General features: G+C 60.7%; 21 protein-coding genes. 9 read left to right on the top strand and 12 right to left on the bottom strand.

The genetic code is table 11. The annotated features are described in order from the left end of the window. Nucleotides 1-236: 236 nt before the first annotated feature. Entirely contained in the window at nt 237-1,223 is a 987-nt protein-coding gene (locus E2N92_RS12825) for a glycosyltransferase family 2 protein (RefSeq protein WP_220681538.1), read from the top strand. A gap of 507 nt (nt 1,224-1,730) precedes the next feature. Here the strand turns inward: E2N92_RS12825 and rfbB are convergent. The 6 genes from rfbB to E2N92_RS12795 all read right to left on the bottom strand — a co-directional run bounded on the left by rfbB (nt 1,731) and on the right by E2N92_RS12795 (nt 8,362). Next, entirely contained in the window at nt 1,731-2,687 is a 957-nt protein-coding gene (gene rfbB / locus E2N92_RS12820) for a dTDP-glucose 4,6-dehydratase (protein ID WP_220681537.1), read from the bottom strand. A gap of 21 nt (nt 2,688-2,708) precedes the next feature. Further along, nucleotides 2,709-3,785 (bottom strand): glucose-1-phosphate thymidylyltransferase, encoded by a 1,077-nt coding sequence (locus E2N92_RS12815; protein ID WP_220681536.1) that lies wholly within the window; start codon nt 3,783-3,785, stop codon nt 2,709-2,711. 465 nt (nt 3,786-4,250) lie between these two features. Continuing rightward, nucleotides 4,251-4,646 carry a thioredoxin family protein gene (locus tag E2N92_RS12810; protein WP_246589233.1) on the bottom strand — a complete coding sequence of 132 codons (396 nt, stop codon included), beginning with the start codon at nt 4,644-4,646 and terminating at the stop codon, nt 4,251-4,253. A 93-nt stretch (nt 4,647-4,739) separates the two neighbouring features. After that, a complete protein-coding gene (locus E2N92_RS13830; protein WP_425515769.1) occupies nt 4,740-5,012 on the bottom strand; it encodes a PGF-pre-PGF domain-containing protein in 273 nt (90 codons plus the stop codon). Nucleotides 5,013-5,160: 148 nt separating this feature from the next. Further along, nucleotides 5,161-6,660, bottom strand: a complete 1,500-nt coding sequence (locus E2N92_RS12800; protein WP_220681535.1) for a serine hydrolase — start codon at nt 6,658-6,660, stop codon at nt 5,161-5,163. Between the two features lie 694 nt (nt 6,661-7,354). Continuing rightward, complete coding sequence (locus tag E2N92_RS12795; protein ID WP_220681534.1) at nt 7,355-8,362, bottom strand: phosphate signaling complex PhoU family protein; 1,008 nt, start codon at nt 8,360-8,362, stop codon at nt 7,355-7,357. 146 nt (nt 8,363-8,508) lie between these two features. Between E2N92_RS12795 and E2N92_RS12790 the strand changes: the two genes are divergently transcribed. The 4 genes from E2N92_RS12790 to phoU are packed head-to-tail and all read left to right on the top strand — an operon-like array spanning nt 8,509 to nt 12,677. Further along, nucleotides 8,509-9,372, top strand: coding sequence for a phosphate ABC transporter substrate-binding protein (locus tag E2N92_RS12790; RefSeq protein ID WP_220681533.1), 864 nt, complete (start codon nt 8,509-8,511; stop codon nt 9,370-9,372). Nucleotides 9,373-9,409: 37 nt separating this feature from the next. Continuing rightward, complete coding sequence (gene pstA / locus E2N92_RS12785) at nt 9,410-11,248, top strand: phosphate ABC transporter permease PstA (RefSeq protein WP_220681532.1); 1,839 nt, start codon at nt 9,410-9,412, stop codon at nt 11,246-11,248. Between the two features lie 3 nt (nt 11,249-11,251). After that, nucleotides 11,252-12,016 carry a phosphate ABC transporter ATP-binding protein PstB gene (pstB, locus tag E2N92_RS12780; RefSeq protein ID WP_220681531.1) on the top strand — a complete coding sequence of 255 codons (765 nt, stop codon included), beginning with the start codon at nt 11,252-11,254 and terminating at the stop codon, nt 12,014-12,016. Between the two features lie 7 nt (nt 12,017-12,023). Beyond that, nucleotides 12,024-12,677 carry a phosphate signaling complex protein PhoU gene (gene phoU, locus E2N92_RS12775; RefSeq protein ID WP_220681530.1) on the top strand — a complete coding sequence of 218 codons (654 nt, stop codon included), beginning with the start codon at nt 12,024-12,026 and terminating at the stop codon, nt 12,675-12,677. Here phoU and E2N92_RS12770 read toward each other — a convergent pair. Together E2N92_RS12770 and E2N92_RS12765 are read right to left on the bottom strand one after the other, a co-directional pair. Continuing rightward, on the bottom strand, nt 12,670-13,638 hold the full coding sequence (locus E2N92_RS12770) for a TIGR00341 family protein (protein ID WP_220681529.1): 969 nt from the start codon (nt 13,636-13,638) through the stop codon (nt 12,670-12,672). The genes phoU and E2N92_RS12770 overlap by 8 nt on opposite strands. Nucleotides 13,639-14,546: 908 nt before the next feature. Next, on the bottom strand, nt 14,547-16,649 hold the full coding sequence (locus E2N92_RS12765) for an acetate--CoA ligase family protein (RefSeq protein ID WP_220681528.1): 2,103 nt from the start codon (nt 16,647-16,649) through the stop codon (nt 14,547-14,549). 134 nt (nt 16,650-16,783) lie between these two features. On the opposite strand from E2N92_RS12765, the gene E2N92_RS12760 reads away from it, so the two are divergent. Both E2N92_RS12760 and E2N92_RS12755 read left to right on the top strand, forming a co-directional pair. Then, nucleotides 16,784-17,728 (top strand): EF-Tu/IF-2/RF-3 family GTPase, encoded by a 945-nt coding sequence (locus E2N92_RS12760; RefSeq protein WP_220681527.1) that lies wholly within the window; start codon nt 16,784-16,786, stop codon nt 17,726-17,728. 314 nt (nt 17,729-18,042) lie between these two features. Further along, nucleotides 18,043-18,912, top strand: coding sequence for a hypothetical protein (locus E2N92_RS12755; RefSeq protein WP_220681526.1), 870 nt, complete (start codon nt 18,043-18,045; stop codon nt 18,910-18,912). A 642-nt stretch (nt 18,913-19,554) separates the two neighbouring features. Here E2N92_RS12755 and E2N92_RS12750 read toward each other — a convergent pair. Then, nucleotides 19,555-19,791 (bottom strand): hypothetical protein, encoded by a 237-nt coding sequence (locus E2N92_RS12750; protein WP_246589231.1) that lies wholly within the window; start codon nt 19,789-19,791, stop codon nt 19,555-19,557. Nucleotides 19,792-20,818: 1,027 nt separating this feature from the next. On the opposite strand from E2N92_RS12750, the gene E2N92_RS12745 reads away from it, so the two are divergent. Next, complete coding sequence (locus E2N92_RS12745; RefSeq protein WP_220681525.1) at nt 20,819-21,232, top strand: hypothetical protein; 414 nt, start codon at nt 20,819-20,821, stop codon at nt 21,230-21,232. Nucleotides 21,233-21,248: 16 nt separating this feature from the next. Here E2N92_RS12745 and E2N92_RS12740 read toward each other — a convergent pair whose 3' ends face one another. Next, nucleotides 21,249-21,653 carry an FxLYD domain-containing protein gene (locus E2N92_RS12740; protein WP_220681524.1) on the bottom strand — a complete coding sequence of 135 codons (405 nt, stop codon included), beginning with the start codon at nt 21,651-21,653 and terminating at the stop codon, nt 21,249-21,251. Nucleotides 21,654-21,914: 261 nt separating this feature from the next. Here E2N92_RS12740 and E2N92_RS12735 point away from each other — a divergent pair, with 261 nt between their 5' ends. Next, the gene (locus tag E2N92_RS12735; RefSeq protein WP_220681523.1) at nt 21,915-22,763 is read left to right on the top strand and encodes a hypothetical protein; all 849 of its coding nucleotides are present in this window, start codon (nt 21,915-21,917) and stop codon (nt 22,761-22,763) included. A gap of 291 nt (nt 22,764-23,054) precedes the next feature. Here the strand turns inward: E2N92_RS12735 and E2N92_RS12730 are convergent, their stop codons facing one another. Beyond that, complete coding sequence (locus E2N92_RS12730) at nt 23,055-23,783, bottom strand: flavodoxin family protein (RefSeq protein ID WP_220681522.1); 729 nt, start codon at nt 23,781-23,783, stop codon at nt 23,055-23,057. A gap of 153 nt (nt 23,784-23,936) precedes the next feature. Continuing rightward, complete coding sequence (locus tag E2N92_RS12725; RefSeq protein WP_220681521.1) at nt 23,937-24,365, bottom strand: tetratricopeptide repeat protein; 429 nt, start codon at nt 24,363-24,365, stop codon at nt 23,937-23,939. Nucleotides 24,366-24,548: the final 183 nt, after the last annotated feature.

Below are 24,548 nucleotides of genomic sequence, written 5' to 3'. Positions count from 1 at the left end.
GATAAGAGGCCCTGAAAAGAACGACATCCATATCAGGTTCGATCAGGCGGACCTCTGGACCAGAATGGTCTGCTCACCACCAGCGAGGAGAAAACCATATATATAAGATTATCATTTAGGTCTCATTCATAAACCGTCCGGGAATATTTCCATGACCCGGATGATGCCGGTCCTGCCTCCTGGTGCGACGGACCGGTGAGAGATCTTGAATCCTGGTTTTCATTGGGGGGGACCACGTGAGATCAGAGGCGATTGTACATCATTATAATGAGGGGACCGCTCAGCAGGGGACCGTGATCATCGGCCCCGAGGTCAGGCGGCGGCCCGTCGACCGATCGATTGCAGCGATACCATGCTATAACGAGGCCCTCTCCGTGGGCTCGGTCGTGCTCAAGGCGCGGCGATATGTCGACGAGGTGCTGGTGGTCGACGACGGGTCGACCGACGACACGCGTGCCATCGCGCAGGAGGCCGGCGCGATCGTGATCACCCATCAGAAAAATGCTGGAAAAGGGGCGGCCGTGAAGACGGCCCTTGAATATGCACGGGTGCGGGGCTTTGCGTATCTCGTCCTCCTCGACGGCGACGGGCAGCACGACCCCGACGAGATCCCGAGCCTGCTCGCGCCGGTGAGGGAGGGCGACGCCGATCTCGTCATCGGGTCGCGTTTTCTGGACGACACAAAGAACGGCATCCCCTTCTACCGACGCATCGGGCAGGGGGTGCTCACGACGATGACGAACATGGACTCCCGCGTCAAAACGACCGACTCGCAGTCCGGGTTCAGGGTTCTGGGCCGGAGTGCGATCCAGAACTTCACCATGGACTCGGAGGGCTACAGCGTGGAGTCGGACATGATCGCAAGCCTCGCCGAGAAGGGCTCCAGGATCCGCGAGGTGCCGGTCTCGGTGAAGTACGATGTCCCGAACAAGCACAAGAAGCACCCGCTCACCCACGGTTTCGGCGTCCTGAACAACATCGTCAGGAACATCGGTTTCAAACACCCGGTGATAACCTTCGGCTCCTTCGGCGGGGCGCTCCTCTTCCTCGGGTCGGTATCCTGGTATGCGGCGGCCGCCGCACCCTTCGCCGCGGCCCCCCTCCCGCTCGGCCAGTCTCTTCTGGGCATGCTCTTCATCACAGGCGGGCTCCTCCTTCTCGCCCTGGGCGTCATCATCAGTTATCTCGCCTATATCTTCAGGGGAAGAGAGAAGGGGTCGTGAGACCTCGATCGTTTCTGTTTTTTTGGCTGGCTGTGGAGGATTCTCCGAAGGGAGGCGCCCCACCGATCATCACTTGCCTTCCCACGCCCTCGCGCCGGGGGCGCTGCCCCCGGACCCCCGGGATGAAGATAGGACCGGGAAGGCTGAACAAAAGATCCTGAAAGACGGGATGCCGTCTTCTGCCTATCGAATCGCGCGGGGGGACCGGGGGGCGGCTAGCCCCCCGCAGAGCTATTCAGCAAGAAGTTTTCTACAAAGCCGATTTTCGAGATGCGAGTGATAACGAGCAGGAGAAACACGAAGTGTTTCGAGTCGGCCCCCCGGCGCGAGACAGCGGCAGAGATTCTTTGATGAGGGCGGCACATCCGATCATCACGCCTTCCCCTCATCAATCGTGCCGGGGGCTCCGCCCCTCGCGTGAGCATGAGGGAAGGCGATGGATTCGGTTCACAGGGGTTGAGGGAATGAAAAGAGGATATTTTCTCCAGAGCCATTGAAAAAAAAGATTCAGGAATGCGCCAGCAGGAGCGGGGCATACCACCGCTCGTTCTCCTGGTACCACCGGCAGGTGTGCCTGAGGGCGTCCATGAAGAGGAACCTGGGTTTCCACCCGATCTCGCGCATCCTGGAACAGTCGAGGGCGTAGCGCCGGTCATGCCCCGGCCGGTCGGCCACATAGGTGATGAGGCTCTCGGGCTTGTGGAGGATCGCCAGGATCGCCCGCGCGATCTCCAGGTTGGTCCGCTCGTTCCCGCCGCCGATGTTGTAGGCCTCGCCCGACTCCCCCTCCTCAGCGGCGACGGCGATCCCCTCGCAGTTGTCGACGACGTAGATCCAGTCCCTGATGTTCTGGCCGTTCCCGTAGATCGGGAGGTGCTGGTCCCGGAGCGCCCGGAGGATCAGGACCGGGATGAGTTTTTCCGGGTACTGGTACGGCCCGAAGTTGTTCGAACTCCGGGTGATGACGGCGTCGAGGCCGTAGGTGGTGTGGTAGGCCTTCACCAGCATCTCGGCCCCGCACTTGCTGGCCGAGTACGGGGAGGACGGGCACATGGGGTCATGCTCCCGCGAGTAGCCGTTCGGCACGCTCCCATAGACCTCGTCGGTGCTCACCTGGACGAAACGCCCGACGTCGTGGTGCAGGGCGTGTTCGAGGAGGGTATACGTGCCGAGGACGTCGGTCCTCACAAAGACCCCGGCGTCCTCGATCGAACGGTCGACATGCGTCTCGGCGGCGAAGTTGAAGAGGAGGTCGCAGTCGCCGAGCGCCGCCACCTCGTCGGCCGAGCAGATGTCCCCCCTGACAAACTCGATCTGGCCGTTGAACCCATGAAGGTTCTCCATTCGTCCTGCATACGTCAACTTGTCAAAGACCGTAATCTCTGCCTCCGGGTAGCGCGAAAGCAGCAGACGGACAAAGTTGCACCCGATAAACCCGGCCCCGCCGGTGATGATGATCTTCACGTTGCTTGTTCCCCCCATTCTTCAGATGACCACATTCGAGTTGTCGCCGATCACGAACCGCCGCCCGCCAGGGTGCCGGCCGTTCCGGTTGATGGTCACGTTCTTTCCGATCAGACTCTCCACGATCCGTTCCGAGTTCATGATGACCGTCCCCTCCATCACGATCGAGTCCTCGATCTCGGTGTTCGCAAGGTGCGAGCCGTTGCCGATGCTGGTGTACGGCCCGAGGTAGGTGTTGGAGATGATGCAGTCGTCGCCGATGATCACCGGACCCTTCACCACCGAGTTCTCCTTGATGACCGTGTTCTTCCCGATCCGGCACCGCCCCGCGACCGTGCTTTCCTCGACCCGCGCGCCGCCCGGGCCGTCCCCGTTCTCCGCGACGAGGGCGTCGAGGATGAGGCGGTTGGCGTCCAGCAGGTCTTCGGGTTTGCCGGTGTCCTTCCACCACCCCTCGACCAGGTTGTAGGTGACGTCATGGCCGTTGAGGATCAGCCAGTGAAGGGCGTCGGTGATCTCGAGTTCGCCCCGCCAGGAGGGTTTGATCTGCTCGATCGCCTCGAAGATCCTGGGCGTCAGCCCGTAGATCCCGACGATGCCCAGGTCTGAGGGCGGGTTTTTCGGCTTTTCCAGGAGCTGGACGATCACCTTCTTCTGCTCGTCGACGAGGGCGACCCCGTACTCCTCCGGGTGTGCGACTTTCGTGAGGAGCAGGCTTGCTTCTGCCCCTGAGTCCCGGAACTCCTGCACGAATTTCTGGATGCCGCCAAGCAGGATGTTGTCGCCGAGGTACATCACGAAGGGGTCGTCCCCGAGGAAGGGTCCCGCGACCTTGACCGCGTGGGCCAGGCCGCCGGGGTGGTCCTGGTTGATGAACTTGATCTCCGCGTCCCATTCGTGAGCGGTCACCTCGCTGATGACCTGCTCCCGGTTCGGGCCGATGATGATCCCGATCGAGTGGATCCCTGCGTCGATAAGGTCCTGAATGCAGTAGAAGAGTATCGGCCTGTTGGCAACCGGGATCAACTGCTTCTGCTGGGAGTACGTGAGTGGTCTGAGTCTGATCCCATGGCCGCCGGAAAGAATTAGCCCTTTCATGCTGTCCCCCACACAGCCATTCATTCCCCGACCAATATATAAATCCTTCCCCTGGGTCGGGGAGGTGTCAGGACCAGATATGCATATCGGAGGGTCCGATCCGGGATATTGCAAGAAATTACTCAGATCTCGGGGCGGGGGGTGCGGGATACTCGAGAGCGGTGGCTCATGGAATGGGATCACAGGAAAGTGGAGGGACAGACGCCTCAGAAAAAAGACACATGTTACGGGGGGGACGTGTCACTGAGACCCCTGCTCGCTCCAGCATTATGGTTGACACCAGCAATATAAATAGATTTCTATTTTCATTTGAATTCTTTGTCCCCCATTTTCGCCATAATATAATTCCGATCGGGGGGACAGAGGCGGGATATGATACCGATACCATTCTGCGAAATCCCAACTCAGGAAGCTCCCTTCCACCCATCGAGGGCCCAAAAAACGTATGAAGGCGATCGGAGACTTTCACCCGTATCCGGTGATCTCGTAATCGATCTCCCGACTGCTCCGGACACATGCCTCCCCGTGTTCCAGAAACTCCCGGATGTTCTTCCTGAGCAGGGCCGGGAACGCCGCCCCCACGATCTCCTGGGCGGGACGGCCCCGGCAGAAGAACTTGAAGGTGGGTGTCTGCCGCACGCCGTATCGTTCGACGGTCCAGGGGTTCTGCGAGACGTTCAACCGGGCAAAGAGGAGGTCGTTCCCGAACTCCCCGGCGAACTGCCGGAAAAACGGTTCGATCTGTTTGCAGAAAGGGCAGGTCTCGCTGTAGAACATGATCACGACGGGTTTCTCGCCCTTCTCGACCCGCCCTTCCCAGGTGCTGTCGTTCACCTCCACCAGCGTCTTCTCGTCGGTCATGGCGATCAGAGGGGAGATGGTCGCCGGGGTATTTTTAGCTTGCCCGGCCCCGGCGAAGGATGTCGGGCGAGAAAAAGAAGGGGGAGAGAGGGGTTACTCTCTCTTCCTGACCGCCATCGCGGCGATCGCTATCGCAACGACGAGCATCGCCGCGGGGAAGGAAGTCTGCGTCTCGGACGGGGCCGCGGCCGCGGCCGGCGAGGAGGGATCGCCGCCGATCGCAAAGAGGGAGCAGCCCGGACTCCTGGCCGAGAAGTGCCGGGTGGTCGCGTCATCCTCATCGATCGCTGTCGGCAGAGGCCCCCATCCTCCGTCGCAGTAGCGGTACAGCACCACGTCCGCGGGGTCGAGACCCTGCTCCTCCAGCCACGCCTTCGGGACGCTGAAGGAGAAGACGACGCTCTCGATCGCGTCCCCGGTCGTGAGCAGGAGGGAAGGCGATGGATGAAGGTTACAGGGGGGTTGAGCTGATGAAAAAGAGGATGTTTTCTACAGAGCCGTTTTTCTGGCCCGTTCATGCCCGGGCAAACGGTCCGTAGTCATCCGATGAAAAGCCGGTGACTGTTCCCGACGGTTTTGCGGCAAAGGTGAGATAGCCGACTGCATCGTCGGGGTTCGGCCACGAGAGGTACCAGGTATCGCCGGTCTGGTGTTCCAGGGTGCCAGGGTATTCTGCCGGACCAAGCAGGACGGTCATGGTGTCGGCGTCCGGTCCCGCGGTAAGAATCATCGTGCCGTACAGGTCGCTGGTGTACGTTCCCGCAACCGCGGACGCCGGGATCCCTGCGGGCTGTGCATCGGTCGGCACCTCCATGCTCATTAAAAGGGAATACCATCCTTTCTGGTTGAGTTTTTCCCGTGCCTGCAAGTCGACTCCGCTTCTGTCGATGTAGCGTTCGAGGAATTCGTCTCTTACGGCCTCGGGAAATACCGTCAACTGCTTGTTTGCGATCACCACGAGGCCGACTTTCCTCTCCGGGACGAGGATCACGATTGACCTGACCCCTTCAAGCGCCCCGTTCTTCTCGATGACCCGCTCGCCCAGGAAATGATAGGCGTCACAGCCGAGGCAGACCGCACCGTCGGGATCTCCCAGCGGGCCGGCACGTCCTGCGACCAGGCTCGCCGTATGGATCTCCGCCACGGTCTGTTTCGAAAGAACCTGCTTCCCGTCGATCGAACCGTTGTTGAGCATCATCCGCAGAACCTGCGTCATGTCGCGGCCGGTGGAGACCACCTGGCCGCCGGCCGGAAGCGCTGCCTCTTCGAGCGGGATGACGGTGACATTTCCCTCACTGCCGCCATGGGCAACGACATGGTTGTCGTCGAGGTACAGGGTCTCGGGATGGGCTCCCGAGCGGGTCATGTCGAGCGGCCGGAGTATCCGGGCGTCGGTCAGGTTCTCCCAGCTCCGGTTGTCCGTGCCTGCCGCGACTTCCCCGGCAATGAAATATCCGGCATTCGAGTACGCGTATTTTTCCCGGAGCCCGTACGGCAGGTCGAGGTATCGCATCCGTTCGAGCATCTCGCGGTTCGAGTACCCGAGCCGGCCCAGCATATCGCCGTCGTATTCTTTTAAGCCGGTCCGGTGGGCAAGCAGGTCCCGGAGCGTTGCGTGCCCGGTGACATAAGGCTCTTTGAACGCAAAGTCCGGCATGTACGTGACGACCGGCGTGTCCCAATCGAGTTTTCCTTCGTCAACGAGCGTGCCGATTGCCTGTGCGGTGATGTACTTGGTGACCGATGCGATCTGGAACCTGGTGTCAGGGTCCACAGCTCCGGGTTTCCCAATTTCACGGACGCCGAACCCTTTCAAGTACACGACCGAATCGTTCTCGACAATACCGACAACGGCGCCCGGAACTTCGTATTCAGTCATCGTCCGGGTGACAAACGCATCAAAGCCGTCGAGTTTCCCGGCGGACCGGATCTCCGATGTCGGCTGGGTGCATCCCGCAGCAAGGATCAGGGCGGCGGCGATAAGGATCATGATCAGGGGGATCTTTTTGGGCATGATGGATACACTCGAGGATTATTTTGATGGACATATATATCTGCGGGTTTTGTCTGCGAAAATCAGGAACGCCGGGGAGACGGCAACGGCATCGCCGGCCTATCGTAAAAAATAGAGGACATTTAAGAAATCCCGGTTTTTGTTCATGACATCTTCACCGATTCATCGTACAAACTTTCTTGGGCTGTGTAGAATTGGGCATGAACCGCCGGCCCAAGCATACGGGATGAAAATTTTCTGAGCTGCGCTACGGCGTGTGGGCGGGACCCCAATCCTCGCGACAGGACCTTTGGAAGATCCGGTTTCATCGCCGCCCCCGCCTATCCTCGTCGTGGGGGTCCGGGGGCAGAGCCCCCGGCGCGAGGGTTCGGGAAGGCACGTCGATCAGATCGGCCGCCCTCAATTGCAACATCTTCCCCGCTGTCTCGCGCCGGGGGGCGGCATGATGCTCGACTTCGATTCACTCATCGATCGCAAGGATGAGGGTCAGGAATCGATCCAGATCTGATCTGATATTTTCATCGCGTATGCTTGAGGCGGGCGCTCGCCTCATGAAAAATTCTACAGAGCCCTTTCTTGAGTATACATCTTCAGGCCGTTGACCTTCCCGCACTGATCTCCATGCGGCGCCCGCACCCCCGGAAAACGCGCGAAAGGGAAGACGAGCGATCACGAAGCCCCGCACCCCCTCCGCTCACGCCCCTTCGTCGATGAGGTGGTTGATGACCGTCTCGCAGATGTCGCCCGAATATTCGCCGGTCCGCCTGATGCTGTCTGAGAGGGCGACGACCGCCGTCGCCGTCGCCGCGTCGAACTGCATCGCCTCCTCATTGATGGCCCGCGCCTGACTCTCCAGGTCAGGCAGGCGTTTGAGGGTCTCGTTGGCGGCCTCCAGGTCCTGGCTGAAGAGCGACCTGAGCGCCTGGTCGAAGAGCGTCTGGGAGGTGGCGCTCGCCTCGCGGACCATCCCGGTCACCGTGCCGGTGGCGCCGTCGTCGAGGAGCAGGATCGCGTTCTTCGCGACCCGGGTCGCATGGTCGCCGATCCGCTCGATGATCCGCGAGATGAGGAAATAACTCATGACCATCGAGGGGCTCACGCCCATCTTCCTGGAGAGGTTGGGGTCGGCGAGTACGAGATTGGTCTGCCTGGCGACGAGCCAGTGGAGGCGGTCGACGTCGTTGTCCCGCGTCAGCACGTCCTCGGCCAGGCGCCGGTTCCCGCTCGTCAGCGCCTCGACGCCGTCCCGGTGCATCCCGCGCACCAGCACGCCCATCCGCTTGATGGTGTTCTGGAAGGGCATCTCGGCCGGGCTGAGGAGGTCTTTGATGGTGATCGAGGTCTCGGTCTCGTCCACCACCTCCTGGCCGATGGCCATCTGGGTGAACTGCCGCACCTGGATCCTGATCTGCGGCGGGAGGCGGGCCCGGGCGAAGAGGGTGATCGTGGTGTACCCCGCGATGTAGGCGCCGATGAGGCACCTGAAGATGAACGTCTGGTCGGTGGCCGCACTCACCTCGAAGCGCTTCTCCCGCTGCGCCACCTCGGGGGTGATCTTCGGGGTGACGAGGAGGGTGCCGTCCGGCTGGGTGATCAGCCCGACAGGGTCGTTTTTCCGGATCCCGGAGGTCTTCACCCACTCCTTGGGGAGGGAGACGATATAGGAGGAGCCGCCGGTGACCTGAACTTTCCTGATCTCCATTCAGGGTTTTCTTTTCCCGTCGAGGATATATGTGTTTGTATTTGCTCTATAGTGATACATAGTGTCCAATAGGTATAGGGAGAAATATGGATTCTGTCGAGAGGGGTTATATTTTTACGGTGAGAGTATGATGTCGGCGAACTACCATGAAGACCATGAAATCCACCATCCTTGTCGGGTGCGTCCTGGCACTCCTCGTCGGCGCCGCACTCTTCACCGGGTGCATGGGCACCGGCGACGGCCCCACCCAACCGCCCGAGGCCCGGGAGAGCATCTCGGTCACCGGGTCCACCACCGTCCTTCCGATCGCCCAGTTGACCGCCGACCTCTTTATGGACACCCACCCCAAGACCGAGATCCAGGTGAGCGGGGGCGGGTCCAGCGTCGGGATCCAGGCCGTCGGCGGGGGCACCGCCGATATCGGCATGGCCTCCCGCGACCTGAAAGACGCGGAGAAGACCCAGTTCCCTGACCTCGTCTCGCACGTCGTCGCCCTCGACGGGATCGCCCTCATCGTCCACCCGTCCAACACGGTGGGCCCGCTCACCACCGCCGAGGTGAAGGCGATCTACAAGGGCGAGACCGTCAACTGGAAGGGGGTCGGCGGGCCCGACGAGACCATCGTCGTCGTCGGCAGGGACAGCGCCTCGGGCACCCGCGAGTTCTTCCACGACTCCGTGATGGAGAAGGAAGATTTCGTCGCCACCCAGCTCGAGAAGAACTCGAACGGTGCGGTCCAGCAGACCGTCGCCCAGACACCGGGCGCCATCGGCTACGTGGGCCTGGGCTACCTCGACGGCTCGGTGAAGGCCGTCCCGATCGAGGTGAACGGCACCCCGGTCGATCCGAGCGTCGCCACCGTCACCGGCGGCCAGTACCCGATCGCCCGTTCGCTCAATATGTTCACCGACGGCGAACCGACCGGTGTGGCACAGGAGTATCTCGACTTCATCCTCAGCCCGGATGGTCAGCGGATCGTGGAAGAAGAGGGTTTCGTCCCGGTGCAGTAAAGCTCTCCACCCTTCGGGCTTTTTTTTGGAGTCAACCATGTCAGAGACCCACCAACCGCGGAGGGCCGGGCTGAGGAACCTCAAAGAGCAGGGCGTTCGGTCGCTCTGGTTCCTTGCCGCGTCCTTCGCCACCCTCACCGTCTTCTTCATCCTCCTCTTCCTGCTCAACAACGCCCTCCCCCTCTTCGCCACCGTCAGCCCGCTCGAGTTTCTCACCGGCGGCACCTGGAACCCGACCGGCGCCGTCCCGGCCTACGGGATCTGGCCCCTCGTCGTCGGCACCCTTCTCGTCACCCTGGGGGCGATGGTCATCGCCGTCCCCCTCGGCATCGGGAGCGCCGTCTGCCTTGCCGAACTCGCCCCGCCGCAGGTGAAGGCCGTGGCAAAACCTGCCATCGAACTGCTTGCCGGTATCCCCTCGGTCGTCTACGGGTTCTTCGGCCTCATCGTCCTCACCGACTGGCTCAGGATCGCCTTCGACGTCCCTTCGGGCGAGAGCTGGCTGGCCGGTTCCATCCTCCTCGGCGTCATGGCCCTCCCGACGATCATCTCGGTCTCCGAGGACGCTCTCCACAGCGTCCCGTCGTCGTACCGGGAAGGGAGCCTCGCCCTCGGCGCCACCAGGTGGGAGACGATCAGCCGGGTGCTCGTCCCCGCGGCCCTCTCCGGGATCACCGCCGCGGTCATCCTCGGGATGGGCCGGGCCATCGGCGAGACGATGGCGGTGATCATGGTCACCGGCAACGCGGCGATCATCCCCGACCCGATCACCAACCTCCTCTCCCCGATCCGCACGCTCACCGGCACCCTCGGGATCGAGATGGGCGAGGTGGCCGTCGGGAGCACCCATTACTACGCCCTCTTCGGCGTGGCGGTGGTCCTCCTCTTCATCACCCTCGCGGTCAACCTCGTCGCCCTCCGGATCATGAAGACGATCCGGGCCGGGGAAGGGACGGCGAAGAAGCGCCGGGGTCTGAGCCTCCGTCCGGTCCGCGAAACGATCGGTCGGCTCGCCGCCCTCTTACCCCGCCCCCTCTCCAGAAAGAGCGTGCAGCACCTCACCTTCGCCCTCCTCTGGGCGGCGGTCGGGGTGGTGATCGCCGTCCTCGCCGTCATCCTGGGCTACATCATCGTCAACGGCCTCCCGGCCATCAGCTGGGAGTTCCTCACCCAGCCGCCCCGCGACCTCGGGCGGGCCGGCGGGATCTTCCCGGCGATCGTCGGCACCCTGTACCTCGTCGGCGGGGCGATCCTCTTCGCCCTCCCGATCGGGATCGGGGCCGCGGTCTATCTTTCAGAGTACACCCGCGGCGGCCGGGTGACCGCGGCGATCAGGACCGGGATCGACCTCCTCAACGGCACGCCCTCCATCGTCTTCGGGCTCTTCGGGTTTGCCTTCCTGGTGATCTATCTCAACTTCGGGGTCTCGCTCATCGCCGGGATGATCACCCTCGGGTTGATGGTCCTCCCGACGATCATCAGGACGACCGAGGAGGCGCTGCGGAGCGTGCCGGCCTCGGTGCGGGAAGGCAGCCTCGCCCTCGGCGCCACCAGGTGGCAGACGATCAGTCGGGTGGTCCTGCCCCCGGCCGTGCCGGGCATCCTTACCGGCACCATCCTCTCCGTCGGCCGGGCCGCGGGGGAGACTGCGCCCATCCTCTTCACGGCGGCGGTCTTCTCCACGCGTTTTCTCCCCTCCTCGCTCGACGAACCCGTGATGGCCCTGCCCTATCATCTCTACATCCTGGCGACCACCGTGCCGGGCGCAAAAGAACAGCAGTACGGGACGGCCCTCGTCCTCCTGGTCCTGGTCGTCGGGATATACGCCGCGGCCATCGCCCTCAGGTACCGTTCAGAGAAGAAGATCCACTGGTGAACCATGACAGAGAACGACACAATCATCACCGCCCGCCACCTCGACCTCTACTACGGGGAGCACCACGCCCTCAAGGACATCGAGGTCGGGTTTGCACGGCACCGGGTCACCGCCCTCATCGGCCCTTCGGGATGCGGGAAGTCCACCCTGCTCCGCTGTCTCAACCGGATGAACGACCTGGTCGAGAATGTCAGGATCGAGGGGGAGGTGCGCTTCGACGGCACCGACATCTACGCCCCTGAGGTCGACGTGGTCGAGATCAGGAAACGGATCGGGATGGTCTTCCAGCGGCCCAACCCTTTCCCCAAGTCCATCTACGAGAACGTCGCCTACGGCCCCCGCGTCCACGGGGTGCGGAACCGTTCGGCCCTCGACGCCGTCGTCGAGAAGAGTCTGCGGGACGCCGCGATCTGGGACGAGGTGAAGGACCGCCTCGACGCCCCGGCCTTCAGTCTCTCGGGCGGGCAGCAGCAGCGGCTCTGCATCGCGCGGACCCTGGCCGTCGAGCCCGAGGTGGTGCTGATGGACGAGCCCTGTTCGGCCCTCGACCCGATCGCCACCGCGAAGATCGAGGGACTGATCGAAGCACTGAAGACCCGCTACACGGTGATCATCGTCACGCACAACATGCAGCAGGCGGCACGGGTCAGCGACTCCACCGGGTTCATGTACCTCGGCGAACTCGTCGAGTTCGGGGAGACCCCGCAGGTCTTCGAGGCGCCGCGGGAGGAGTTGACCGAACGCTACATCACCGGCAGGTTCGGGTAGGTGGAAGATGAGCGACAAGTTTCATGAAGAACTGGACACTCTCAGAGATGAGTTTCTTGAATACGGACATTTTGCACGCGGAATGCTCGTCGACGCCTTCGAGGCCCTGAAGAACGGCGACGAGGACCTGGCCGGGTTGGTGCTGGCGCGGAAAGACGAACTCGCACGCCGGTCCGATGATTTCGACGAGCGGCTGCTCACCCTCATCGCCCTGTACCAGCCAATGGCTCAGGACCTGCGGGCGATCATCTGCACCATCAGGATGAACGCTTCGCTGTACCGCATCGGGCGCTACGGCAAGGACATCGCCCTGCTGGTCCCCCCTTTCGCCGGCGCCGGCCACCACCTGGGACGGATGCTGAACCTCCCCCACATGGCGGGAATCGTCGTCTCGATGGTCGACGACGTCCTGAAGGCGTACGAGACGAGGGACGTCTCGCCGATCGAAGATCTCTCGGCCCGCGACGACTGTGTCGACGACCTCCGCTACTCGGTCTTCCGCGAGGCGCTCACCTATATGATGGAGGATCCGCGCAACATCGAGCGCGGGATGGACTATGTGATGGTGGCCCGTTACCTCGAACGGTGCGGCGATCATTGCTGTTCGATGGGCGAGAAGGTCCATTTCATGCTGACCGGCGAGCGGATCGAGATCAAGTGAGGGTCAGGCTGAGTCCGAAGAGGATGGCGAGGAGGAGGGCCACGGCGAGGGCGGTCCTTACCATCGCTTTCCTCGCGGCGACCTGCTCGTAGTACTCGCGGGCGCCGATTCCCAGCACGAGGGTGGCGATGAGCGCTCCGGCAAGCATCCCGACGACGTTTTCCAGGACGAGCACGCCTGCCTGGAGGACGCGGTCGGTGAGGAGGACAGTGGCGATCCCGGCCACGACGGTCGGCGGGAGGAGGGCGGCGGCGATCGCGACGCCGGCGATGAGGTCCGACATCCCGCGGTCGAGGGCGAGCACCGCCGCGAACCCAAGCAGGACTGCCATGAGTATGTAGATCGGGCTGACGACGGTGCGCGAGAGGATCTCTGGGGTGACGGCGAGCGGGACGAGGAGGTGGAGGCCTGCGGTGGTGAGGGCCGAGAGGACGAAGACCGAAAGGAGGAGGGCGGCAAGGACCGAGAGGCTCCGCAGGCCGTCTTCCCCGCGGCCGACGGCGACGCTGATCGCGAAGGCGTAGATGGGCCCGAGGATCGGGGAGAGGAGCATGGCCCCGATGATCACGGCGGCGTTGTTGAGAAAGAGCCCGGTGAGGGCGATGAGTCCGGCGATGGAGGTCATGGCCAGGGTGCCCGGGCTGAGGCGGAGGTACGGTCTCGTCGTCTCGACGAGTTTTTCGATGGGGGTCTTCTCGGTCTTCTCCGCCTTCTCTTCTGCCCGCTTGAGGTACGGCGAGATAACGAACTCGGGCGAGGAGACCTCTATAAGATTCTCTTTGTACCGCAGGTCGATCGTCTCCCGCACCTCATCGATGAAGGCGTCGAGGTCGGTGTCGGGCAGAAAGACCTTCACCTCGTAGACCGGGTCCTGCCTGAGGACGACGTGGTGGTGCTCCTCGAGGATGGAGGCGAGGTTTTCGTAGTCCTCTTTGCGTGCGTTGATCAGGACTTTTTTCATATCGGCAACGTTTCTCTCTTTGATGGGTTCGGTAGAAAGTTTTTGGTCGCGGGGTTTTGTAGAATTGCCCATGAATCCCGGGCTCAAGCATACGCGGTTGAAAATTTCATATTGCAGGTCTCCGGGGCGTGGAAGGATCCTTGATCTTTCTCCTTGTGACAGGGGAACGACCAGAACTCGAGCACCGTGCCGCCCCCACCTATCCTCTGTTCCCGGGGGTCCGGGGGGCATGGCCCCCCGGCGCGAGATTTCAGAAAAGATTCTCCGATTGGGGCGTTACGTCTGATCATCACGCCGTCCCACACTCTTGCGCCGGGGGCTCTCTCGAAAGCCTTCGGCTTTCTCATGCTCGCTGACGCTCGCAGCCACCGGACCCCCGGGATGAAGATAGGGCGGGGGAGGCAGAGGATGAATTGTTCGGAGAGTGGATATGTCCTATGTGTATCAGCTATGGGGGAGCATGGAAGGATCAAATCCTCATGCAAACCTGGAGAGACAGTTTTCTGGATCATTTGGTAAATTCTCTGGGTGGCTATCTCTGCGGGGGGTTCCCCCATGGAGAGAGGATAGGCGGGGGCGGCATGCTCAGAGATTTCTGGCCGATCTTCTGTCGCAAGGAGAAGGATCAAGGGGCTCTGTTGAATCGGAGGGGATCCCTATCCTCGAGACAGGGCACCCGGAAGATACCGTTCAATCGCTGCCCCTCGGCTATCTTCGTCCGTGGGGGTCCGGGGGTCTCCCCCGGCGCGAGATTCCAGAATAGATCCTCCGATTTGGGGCGGCACACCTGATCGACGTGCCTTCCTACATCTTCACGCCGGGGGCTCTGCCCCCAGACCCCCGGGAGGGCGATAGGGCCGGGAAGGCAACATCGATGAACATAGCCCCCCAGAGTGGGCCAATAGCACTCACGGGGGCGGCGGCGGCAGGGGTGCGGTCCTGAACCGTTCCCTCTCCTCGCGGCGGTCGCAGGCAGGGCGCGCCCCGCTCCCCCGCCGCTCGCTCCGAAGCACCGTCCCGACGGCCCTGAAGGCGTCCTCGATCTCGGGGAAGTTCGGGATGCAGTGTTTCTTGAGCACCCGCACCGCCCCCCGCATCGTCTCCCCGCCGAGGAGGCAGGGGACCACCATCTTCCCGGTTTTCCTGGAGAAGCGCACGATCTCGTGGGCGATCTCGACCGGGTTGAGGACGGCCGAGGGGACGGTGACGACGAAGGCGATGTCCCAGGCGTCCTGGTGCTCGATCATCACGTCGAAGACGCGGGCGTACCGGCCGGCCCCGCCGTCGCCGACGATGTCCATCGGGTTGGCGCGGTTCCAGATGGGCGGGAGGACGGCGTCGAGTTCCCTGAGGATGTCGTCGGGTATGGTCTGGAGGGCGACGCCGTGCCGCTCGGCATAGTCGGAGGCGAGGACGGCGAACCCCCCGGCCCCGGAGATGACGTAGGCGCGCTCGCCCTGCGGGTAACCCTCCGAGGCGAGGAGTTCGCCGAGCTGGAAGGCCTCCTCGATGGACCCTGCCTGGAGCACCCCGGCCTGCCTGAAGGCGGCGGCGTAGACCTCGTACGATCCGGCGAGCGACCCGGTGTGTGAGGAGGCAGCGGCCCGGCCCTTCGCGGAGGCGCCGGACTTGACGGCGATGACCGGGACGGTTGCGGTCACCCGCCGCGCCGCCTCCAGGAACCGCCGGCCGTCTTTCACCTCCTCGACATAGAGGATCGCCGCCCTGGTCGCCGGGTCGGCGGCGACGGCCGGGAGGAGGTCGGCGAAGCCGAGGTCGGCCTGGTTGCCGACGCTGACGACCGCCGAGAACCCGGTCTCGGTCATGACGCTCCAGTCGACGACGGTGGTGATCACGGCGCCGCTCTGCGAGAGAAACCCGAGGTGGCCCTTCTGCGGGGCGATGGGGTCGAAGGTGGCGTTGATCCCCTGGTGGGGGAGCATCAGCCCGAGGCAGTTGGGGCCGAGGAGGCGCATTCCGTATTTTTTAGCCATGGCCGCGGTCTCCTCCTCGAGCCGCTGCCCGGCCTCGCCGGTCTCGCCAAAACCCGCGGAGATGACGACGGCGAGGGGCACGCCCTTCTCGCCGCATTCCCGCACGACGCCCGGCACCAGCGAGGCCCTGACCGCGACGACGGCGAGGTCGACCTCGCCCCTGATCGCCCCGACCGAGGGATAGGTCGGGAGGCCGAGCACCTGCTCGCGGTGCGGGTTGACCGGACAGAGCCGGCCGTCGAAGCCGAGCAGGTTTCTCATGACGGCGTACCCGACCTTGGCCGGGTCGGCGGAGGCCCCGACGACCGCAATGGTCCGGGGCTCTGGGAACGTAAAGGGGGCAATCTCGGGCATCTGCTTAACCTCCGGGGTGCCGGCGACGATCCGGGCGTCGACGGCCGCGACGCCGTCGGCGTACAGGACGAGGGGGTTGATGTCGAACTCGAGGACCGCCTCGGTCTCGAAGAGGCGGGCCGCCGCGAGGACGGCGCGGACCAGCGCCTCCTCGTCGAGGGGCGGGGCGCCGCGGTAGCCCTTCACCAGAGGATAACTCCGCATCTCCTTCACCATCGCCCGCGCCCCGGCCTCGTCGATGGGGAGCACCCTGAACGAGACGTCCCTGAGGAGTTCGACGAGGGTGCCGCCGGTCCCGACGGTGAGCACCTTCCCGAAGGCCGGGTCGGTCGTCCCGCCGATGAGAAACTCCCGGCCGGGCGGGAGGTGCTCCTCGACGATCACTCCTTCGAAGTGTGCGTCGGGCACGGCCGCGGCGGCGGTGCGGACCTGTTCGTAGGCCGCCATGACCCCGATCCGGTCGGCGACGCCGGTCACCACTCCGCCGACGTCGGACTTGTGCACGATCTCGGGGGAGACGACCTTGATCACCACCGGGTAGCCGATGGCGCTGGCCGCGGCCACCGCCTCCGCACGGTCGCGGGCGAGACGGTGGGCGGGCACGCCGATCCCGTATTTCTCCAGCAGGGCATAGCCTGCGGCCTCGTTGAGTCTCTCTCTCATCTGCCGGCACCATCCCGCGATTCTGACGGTGAGTATATACATCTGCCGCTTCGATCCGGCCCGGGCGAAACCCGGTGATCCGGGCGGTTGCCCGCCGGAGAACCATTATGCCGTCCTCCTGCCAATACCTAACCATGGCAAACCTCACGGTTGCGGTGCTGGGCCCCGCCGGGTATGCGAAGGACCTGGGCAAGAAAGGGACGAGCACCGACATCACCTTCTACAACCTCAAGAAGGGCGCCGATACGATCACCTTCATCGAGCCGACCCGCTATCCCGACCGTCTCGCCCCGCTCTTTTATGCGGCGTCGATGGCCGACGCGGCGGTCATCGTGGTGGACCAGCTCGACGCTGTCTTTGGCGAGTGTCTGCTGATGCTCCGGGCGGCCGGGGTGCCCCGCGGCTTCCTGGTGCTGCGCAACTACATCGCCCCCGAGCAGGTGGCCCCGCTCCTGAAGGGCCTGGGCCTCGAGGGCTACGAGTGCGTGGAGGACGACCTCATCGTGCTCAGGGAGCGGCTCCTCGACGAAGCCTCCCGCGCCCATGCCGACGCCGAGACGAAGGAGACCTGCATCGTGCCCATCGACCACTTCTTCAATGTCCGCGGGATCGGGACCGTGATCCTGGGCACCGTCGCCGACGGTACGCTCAGGAAGCACGACGACCTCAGGGTCTTCCCGACCGAGAAGACGGCACTCGTCCGCTCCATCCAGAAGCACGACGACAACTTCGACGAGGCGACGGTGGGCGACCGCGTCGGCCTCGCGCTCAAGAACGTCGACGAGGAGGACCTCGACCGCGGCTACGTCCTCTCCAACGACCCCACGCTCAGGTACGAGACCACCGTCACCGGCACCCTGGACCTCGTCCCGGTCTGGAAGACTCCTGTTACTGAGGGGATGGTCCTCCATCTGGGGCACTGGGTACAGTTCCTGCCGTCGCGGGTCGTTGCCGTGGAGGGCAGCCGCGTCACCGTCGAACTGGAGAAGGAACTGGTCTTTAAGGACGGTTCGAAGGCGGTTGTGACGTATCTCGAGGGTGGGAGTCTGCGGGTGGCCGGGACGATCACTCTGGAGTAATCTTTTTTTGAGAGAGGAGAGATGATTCTCCTCTTTGTGAGGGGAGGTCATCTTCAAATCACAATAACCCGAAAAAACTTTGAAATCGCAAATATTTCAGATTAAATGATAGAATCCAACTTAAGATCAAAAAGTCCCCCCAATAACGACCTAATCAGCAAAATAATCCCGTTTAAAAATATTTATCGATGATCGCACCATATTTTAATTACATGTCTAAGGGAAAATACTATCTAACAGTCCCATTGATTTTATTGTCATTTTGTTTGATTTGTGGATGCACTTCATCTTCGCATGACTTACAAACAGATGGAATGTCAAAACAAGAAATAATCGCTAGTTCTATAGAAGTTCCATATGATGACCTGTTCAGATATAATGAAAGATATATCGGCAACGTTGTTCATCTGACAGGTCAAGCAGTACAGGTTTCTGAAACTGGAAATAAAGACTATATAATTAGATTAAGCACAAAATGTCATGGTTTCGGCGTATATTCAGGTGATATTGTCTGGGTTGAAATTAATAATGCAGATGTGCGGGTACTGGAAGATGATATGTTAGACATTTATGCAGAGGTCGTAGGCATAGAATCATATACGACAGTATTAGGGAATGAGGTCTCCTTACCTGCTGTTGTTTCCAGAGTCTATAGAATTATAGATGAGGATAGTGTTTCAACGGATTTTATGAGTTGGGGTCAGGATGCAAATAGAGATATCGATGATTCTGAGACCCTCGATCTTGAGGATAGATACAAGTTCAGGGACGCACCTCATGGAAACACGATCTCGGTAAAAGTCGGGCCAACCAAGCGGTTGAGTCATTACACCACAAAGATAGGGGAAAAGTCAACCAAGCATGAGGCGCAGGAAGGGAAGGAGTTCCTCTGTGTGCTTGTAGAGGTCTATCACCTCGGCTCAGGCGGCGAGGGATCCACATGGTTCTATACCCCAGGAGTGTCTGAATTTTCCTTCATTCTTGATGGCAGAGAATACTCCCCTAAATATCTAAGCGGATATCTCGAAGGCGTCGGTTCCATCTACTCCAGTACCACCCTCGAACGTAAGGAGCATACCTCCGGTTACCTTGTTTACGAGATCCCAACCAGTTCTGACCTTGCATCCACATACCTTCAGGCTGATCTCAGCGAGGATGACTCCCCCATCTGGAAACTGGGATAAATCAAACTTGAAATCTATCTATTTTTATTCGTATTTTTTCTGATCGGGCAAATAATTCTGGAATTCATCCCAAAACTTTCAGGCCTTCCTCTCGGAGAAGATGGCGATGGATGATGGTTGAGCCTAAGTTTGCCACTCCGCTCACATTTCTCAGAATGTGGCAGAATAGAATTTGACCGTTCCAGGTATCTGGAAAAATATCTCCTGAAACCTCCTCATTTTGGCTTTCAATTTCTGATGGATCTGACGTTCAGATAATAAAACGTGCATTTTACCCACACATTGAACGCAACGGTCAAATTCTATTCAGACTCTTGTGGGCTCTGGAGAGACCATCTTCTTTTCATCACTCAACCCCTCGGTGAACTGAAGCCATCGCCTTTTCTCATGTTCACGTTCGGGAGGGAGATCCCCCTGACCCCGAAGATAGGAGCGGGAAGGCGAAGAAATGGCGATGAAGAGGGGGTTGCCGTCCACCGCCCATCTTCACGCGGGGGGGTCGGGGGGCGGCCAGCCCCCCGTCAAAGAGAACCATCTAGAGGAATTCTGCAAAGCCCTATTTCGGATATTTATGGGACTTGAAGCACCTCCAGAAGCCAGGTGGCAAACTCAGGATAATAAAGAGAGCCACCCCCCTCTCAATCACCCACAACCCCGCCCCCCAAACCCCATCTCCACAAACTCCCCTTCCCCCTCGATGCGGTCCATCTCCTCAACGAACCGCCGCTTCTTCTCCTGCTCAATCATCGAGGCAAGAAGATCGTCGTACGTCTGGCCCGGGCCTTTCAACGCGGAGAGGTCGGACCACACCTCTTCCGATACGGGCACATACCTGGTGACGGCCATAGGAGGACAGTACGTATCGGTGATATTTCCCATGATCGACCCCCCACACTCAGCCCCCGCCGGAGAGGCGATCACTTTCGCACCGCACGGCCCATATTTATCCTCGCGACCGTTTCATGATCGTTCATGCCACAGCGATGTGGCGAAATACCTCGGCATGAGCAGACCCTTCTGCTCCTCCGGGAATGAAGACCTCGAACCCGACACCGGCACGTTACCGCCGTATCGCCGGTGTGTGTTCGGGAGCGGCCCATGGCAGACCGCTTCATGATGGTCAGGATCCGTCCAACCTTCACAGAACTTTTTTTCACATTTTTTGGCTTTGTAGAAATGCTCAGGATGGCTATTTCTGCGGGGGGCTGGCCGTTCGAAGATCAAAGATCTTCTCGACTCCCTCCGGTCGTCCCCCCGGATCCCCCGCGAGAAGATAGGTGGCGGATTGCAACCCCCTCTTCATGGTCATCTCTCCGCCTTCCCGACCCAATCTTCATCCCGGGGGTCCGGGGGCAGCGCCCCCGGCACAAGCATGAGGGAAGGGGGATTCGGTTCACAGGGGGTTGAAGTGATGAAAAGAGGATGGTTTACCATGAGGTCCTCCTAAAACTCTCCTGACTTCCCCCTCTACCAGAGATAAAGAAAGATGATGGTGTAAAACTCCCTTCTCTTCATAGCGTGAACATCCATTTCTCGCCTTCTTCTATCCTTTCACCTGGTGCTCTGCCGCCCGACCCCTATCTTCGGGGGGTCCGGGGGGTCTCCCCCCGGCGAAAGAAAGCGGAAGAACATTTTTTAGTCTCTATGTAGGGCGGCACGTCGATCGGTCTGCCTTCCCGCATGCTCGTGCCGGGGGCTCTGCCCCCGGACCCCCGGGATTGCGATAGGGGCGGGAAGGCGCACGTGATGATGCTGAAAAGGGGATTACCGTCCTCCACCCTATCTTCTGCGGGGGGAACGGGGGGCAACCAGCCACCCAGCGGAAGGTCTGCGATCAGAATTTTTGGAATGAAGGGTTTTGATACGGACGAAGATTCATGTTCGGGATACTTTTGGGATATGTTCCATGAAAATGATCCTGGCGATCCTCTCTTCAGGTTTTCATGAGAGTTTGAACTCGCTATATCCCTTTGAAACCTATACGCAGAGGATAGAAAATTCCTCTGATGGATCGACCGCCCTGAATCGTCAAATCTTTCCCGCAATCTCGCGCCGGGGGAAAACCCCGGACCCCCACGACGAAGATAGGTGGGGGCGGCGATGGAACACGATCCCCCCAGATTCTCCTGTCTTGAATAAAGAGAGAGAGCAAACGACGAGAAATTTTCATCCCGTATGCTTGAGCCAGGGATTCATGCCTGATTCTACAGAACTCATTTTTCGGGCCCTGGAAAGATCAGCTCGCGTGAGCCCGGACCCAAACGCCTCCACTCTCAAGATCCGTCCGGGAAGGCAAGAAGATCTTGAAAAGGCATTCTAAAAAGCCGTTAAAAAAATTAGGAACAGTTTCCAACAATAGTTTCGAAATTGTAATAACCCTCGATATCCGAAACCAGATAAGTCACATTATATTCCCACGACTCTCCGGGCTCAAGATCTCTGACGAGATCAGACTTCGTTCGTAGGAGAACGCCGTCTTTGTCATAACATTTGACATCGACCTGAGCAGACGAGAGGGTTTCATCACCGACATTTTTTGCGGTCCCGCCAACGTGGAGGTATCCTTCCTGACTCCAGTCATATTCACGGTACACGATTTCCAACTCCCCCCCATGAGAACTTGAATTTGCCTGGATGGACTGAGAATCATATGCTTTGTCTGCTGGTCCGGAACACCCTGCAGTGAGAATAACCGCTGCAGAAAGAACAAGAAGCGCCGAAAGTAACTTCAGTGTATTCATCTGTATAATTGCACTTTAAAGGCATAAATATCTCCCATTTACAAACAAGAGCACAATTTTCAGCCCACTGATGACGGCCCATTCGTGCATTTCAGTCTTGAGAACCAATGTATGAGTGAACCGGAATATCTTCAGTCTTCGATCTCACGGATGAGTTCTGGGAACCGGACACAGATTTTTCCAAAACGCTCAGACCCCAAAATATCCCCACCCAGACAACACATGATCATCCATATATCTCCCACCGTCAACGAACTCCCCATGGGAAGCCTCCCAAACATCGCAACAAAAATCGCTCTCGCCCTCGTCATCCTCGTCGCCATCCTGGTCGTCTCCTTCGCACTGATCCTGGGCTACTTCACGCTCACCGCACCGGAAACTTCACAGGCGGTCCACATCTACGACCTCGAACTCTTCACCACCGGGCCGCTGGAGAACGCGACCCTCCTGGTCCCCCTCCCCTCCTATTACGACGCAGCCACCGGAAAGAACGAGACGGTCGTCGACCTCTCCCGCACCAGTTTCGAAAACTTTGATCAGGATACCATATCGGTCGAGATCGAGGAGGTGAACGGGGTGCCGATGCTGAAGATCGCGGCCGACCGGATCGCTCCGCTCTACACCAACCGGATCGAACCGATCCTGGCCATGCCGGGCGAGAACGAATCCGACCTCCCCCAACCGACGCATATCTATTCAGACCAATACTCGGAGGAGACGCCGGTGCCGGTCGCGATGGAACTGAGTATGTACGACACCGCGGTCGACCACGAGATCGATACCAGGACGCCGCTCGGAAAAGAACCCCTCTTCATGCCCTACCGGATCACCGAGAATATCAGCGGGTCGGAGGGGGGCATGGACGGCGACTACTACCTGAGCGAGGGCGCCTCAGGCCACCTCATCGAGGTGCCGTTCATCCTCTCCTACGACGCCGACGACGAGAACGTCCTCACCATCTCCACCGAGTTTCAGGGGACCAACCAGTGGTGGGTGCTGGGGTGGCAGTCGAACTCGTACCGGGAGAGGATCAGGCACGAATTCGAGGGGGCGTGCAACGGGACATATCAGGTGAGAGGCGTGCTGATCACCGGGGAAGGGGTGTACTGAGAAGAGACCGCCACCCCTTTTTCCGACAGACCACGGGCCCCCGGTTCGCGCCGATTTCCGCCCGTTTTATCGCCCTCTCTCGTCCCCTCAACGGCATCGATCCGACCCAAACATCAGACCCCACCGGAAAACCCGCCCTCGGCCGGATATGGGGGCGGTTTCCGGCGGCAGAACGGCCTAAAACCTCAAAAATGCTGTTTTCCCGAACGCGGCCCATTCTGTCAGATTTGGGGGGCCTGAAATCAATAATAGAGCCCAGAATGGAGAGATCAGGGGGCCAGAGCACCGACCCTAGCCCTTCCTGGCCCACAGGTCGTCCCAGTACTGGTTGACCCCCTGCCGGTAGAAATCGAGAAAATCCGGCGACGGGATGAGGGGTTGTTCGAGGCGCTCTCTCGTCTCTTCGGAGAGCCGGCCGGCCGTCACCACCTCTTCCCCGGCCGCCCGCACCAGTTCCCGGTACCCCTCGACCGCCTCCGCAGCGGCCGGTTCGGTCAGCCAGGGCCCGCCGCCGCGATAGATCTCGGCGACGAACTCGGTCTTGTAGTTGCGTGCCATCCGCTTCGTCAGCAGCCTGAGCACCTGAAAGTGGCTCTGTTCAGGGAAACCGCAATTCGAGATCATCACGAACTTCGGGACCTTCCCACCGCGGGTGGGATGTACCGTCTCTCCCCCTTCGTCCACCTCAAAATGGGGATCTCCGGTCGGCAGGAGGCGGTCGATGAAGACCTTCAGGTGACTGGAGATGTTGTCGTTGTGAAGCGGCGTTGCAAAGACGACGATGTCGGCGGCGGAGTAGCGCCCGATGAGGTCTTCCATATCGTCTTTCAGGACGCACCGCCCCGCCGGCGACGCCCAGCACTGAAAACACCCGAGGCAGTGTTCGATCTTTTTGCGTGCGAGGAAGACGTTCTCCACCTCGGCGCCCGCCTGTGCCGCCCCTTCGAGAAAGGCGTCGACCATGACGTGGGTGCCGCTCTCCTCGGCCCTGGGGCTCCCGTTGAATGCCACGATTTTCATTGGTTCCACCGGGGCGGGATGGGATCATGGGGATATGAAGGTTGTGGAGGGGGAGAGAGGGGTAGTTACCTCATTGTCTCACCCGCATCACGCATCATCACGCATCATCACGCATAAGATCACGGCGGCTCCATACCCGGCTCTCCCCCCATCTCAATCCCCACAATATCGGCGGATCATCCCGGCCGCATTGTCCGCCAGTTCGGGATCGCACCTCGACGCGTTCAGGAAACACGCCTCCGCCTCATCGTATCGTTGCAGGTTCACCAGCGCGACGCCCTTCACATACCAGGCCATGCCGTATTCCGGGTCCAGTGCAAGCGCCTGGTCGCAACTCTTCATCGCCTCCTCGTTCTGACCGTTGTTGTTGAGGTAGACCAGGGCCCGGACGCACCACGCCGTGGCATTCTCAGGCTCCGACGCCACCTGTGCGTCATACTCTTCCTGGGTCCGGTTCAGGGATTCTCTGACCTGGGACAGACTTTCGAGATCCGGGCCGCCGGTACCGGCAAGACACCCGGCGCTCAGGAGGAGGAGGGCGAAGATCATGCAGAGGGCGATGGGGAGGGAGCGAGGGGTCATGGAGAGGAATTATATTTTGAATGCCATTAATCGTGCGGTCGTCGCCGAACTTTCTGTCGTTTTCATGGAGGTCATCCCAATACTCCCCTGAACCCTCGGGATGGCAATGAGGCTGAGAAGGCAACATCCATGATCGTGAAGAGCATCGTGCCGTCCCCTGCCTATCTTCGTCGTGGGGGTCCG

The organism is Methanofollis formosanus (assembly GCF_019633745.1).
GTDB classification, from domain to species: domain Archaea; phylum Halobacteriota; class Methanomicrobia; order Methanomicrobiales; family Methanofollaceae; genus Methanofollis; species Methanofollis formosanus.
Note: the sequence above shows the minus strand (reverse complement) of the source record. Positions and strands in the feature narration are given on the sequence as shown.

Bases quoted from the DNA above. Each gene is read 5' to 3' on its own strand.
- E2N92_RS12730 (WP_220681522.1), bottom strand. From the start codon at position 23,783: ATGAAAATCGTGGCATTCAACGGGAGCCCCAGGGCCGAGGAGAGCGGC.
- E2N92_RS12770 (WP_220681529.1), bottom strand. From the start codon at position 13,638: ATGAAAAAAGTCCTGATCAACGCACGCAAAGAGGACTACGAAAACCTC.
- E2N92_RS12745 (WP_220681525.1), top strand. From the start codon at position 20,819: ATGAAAATGATCCTGGCGATCCTCTCTTCAGGTTTTCATGAGAGTTTG.
- E2N92_RS12755 (WP_220681526.1), top strand. From the start codon at position 18,043: ATGTCAAAACAAGAAATAATCGCTAGTTCTATAGAAGTTCCATATGAT.
- E2N92_RS12735 (WP_220681523.1), top strand. From the start codon at position 21,915: ATGGGAAGCCTCCCAAACATCGCAACAAAAATCGCTCTCGCCCTCGTC.
- E2N92_RS12815 (WP_220681536.1), bottom strand. From the start codon at position 3,785: ATGAAAGGGCTAATTCTTTCCGGCGGCCATGGGATCAGACTCAGACCA.
- E2N92_RS12750 (WP_246589231.1), bottom strand. From the start codon at position 19,791: ATGGGAAATATCACCGATACGTACTGTCCTCCTATGGCCGTCACCAGG.
- E2N92_RS12800 (WP_220681535.1), bottom strand. From the start codon at position 6,660: ATGCCCAAAAAGATCCCCCTGATCATGATCCTTATCGCCGCCGCCCTG.
- E2N92_RS12740 (WP_220681524.1), bottom strand. From the start codon at position 21,653: ATGAATACACTGAAGTTACTTTCGGCGCTTCTTGTTCTTTCTGCAGCG.
- E2N92_RS12765 (WP_220681528.1), bottom strand. From the start codon at position 16,649: ATGAGAGAGAGACTCAACGAGGCCGCAGGCTATGCCCTGCTGGAGAAA.
- phoU (WP_220681530.1), top strand. From the start codon at position 12,024: ATGAGCGACAAGTTTCATGAAGAACTGGACACTCTCAGAGATGAGTTT.
- pstA (WP_220681532.1), top strand. From the start codon at position 9,410: ATGTCAGAGACCCACCAACCGCGGAGGGCCGGGCTGAGGAACCTCAAA.
- E2N92_RS12725 (WP_220681521.1), bottom strand. From the start codon at position 24,365: ATGACCCCTCGCTCCCTCCCCATCGCCCTCTGCATGATCTTCGCCCTC.
- E2N92_RS12795 (WP_220681534.1), bottom strand. From the start codon at position 8,362: ATGGAGATCAGGAAAGTTCAGGTCACCGGCGGCTCCTCCTATATCGTC.
- E2N92_RS12810 (WP_246589233.1), bottom strand. From the start codon at position 4,646: ATGACCGACGAGAAGACGCTGGTGGAGGTGAACGACAGCACCTGGGAA.
- E2N92_RS12790 (WP_220681533.1), top strand. From the start codon at position 8,509: ATGAAGACCATGAAATCCACCATCCTTGTCGGGTGCGTCCTGGCACTC.
- pstB (WP_220681531.1), top strand. From the start codon at position 11,252: ATGACAGAGAACGACACAATCATCACCGCCCGCCACCTCGACCTCTAC.
- E2N92_RS12760 (WP_220681527.1), top strand. From the start codon at position 16,784: ATGGCAAACCTCACGGTTGCGGTGCTGGGCCCCGCCGGGTATGCGAAG.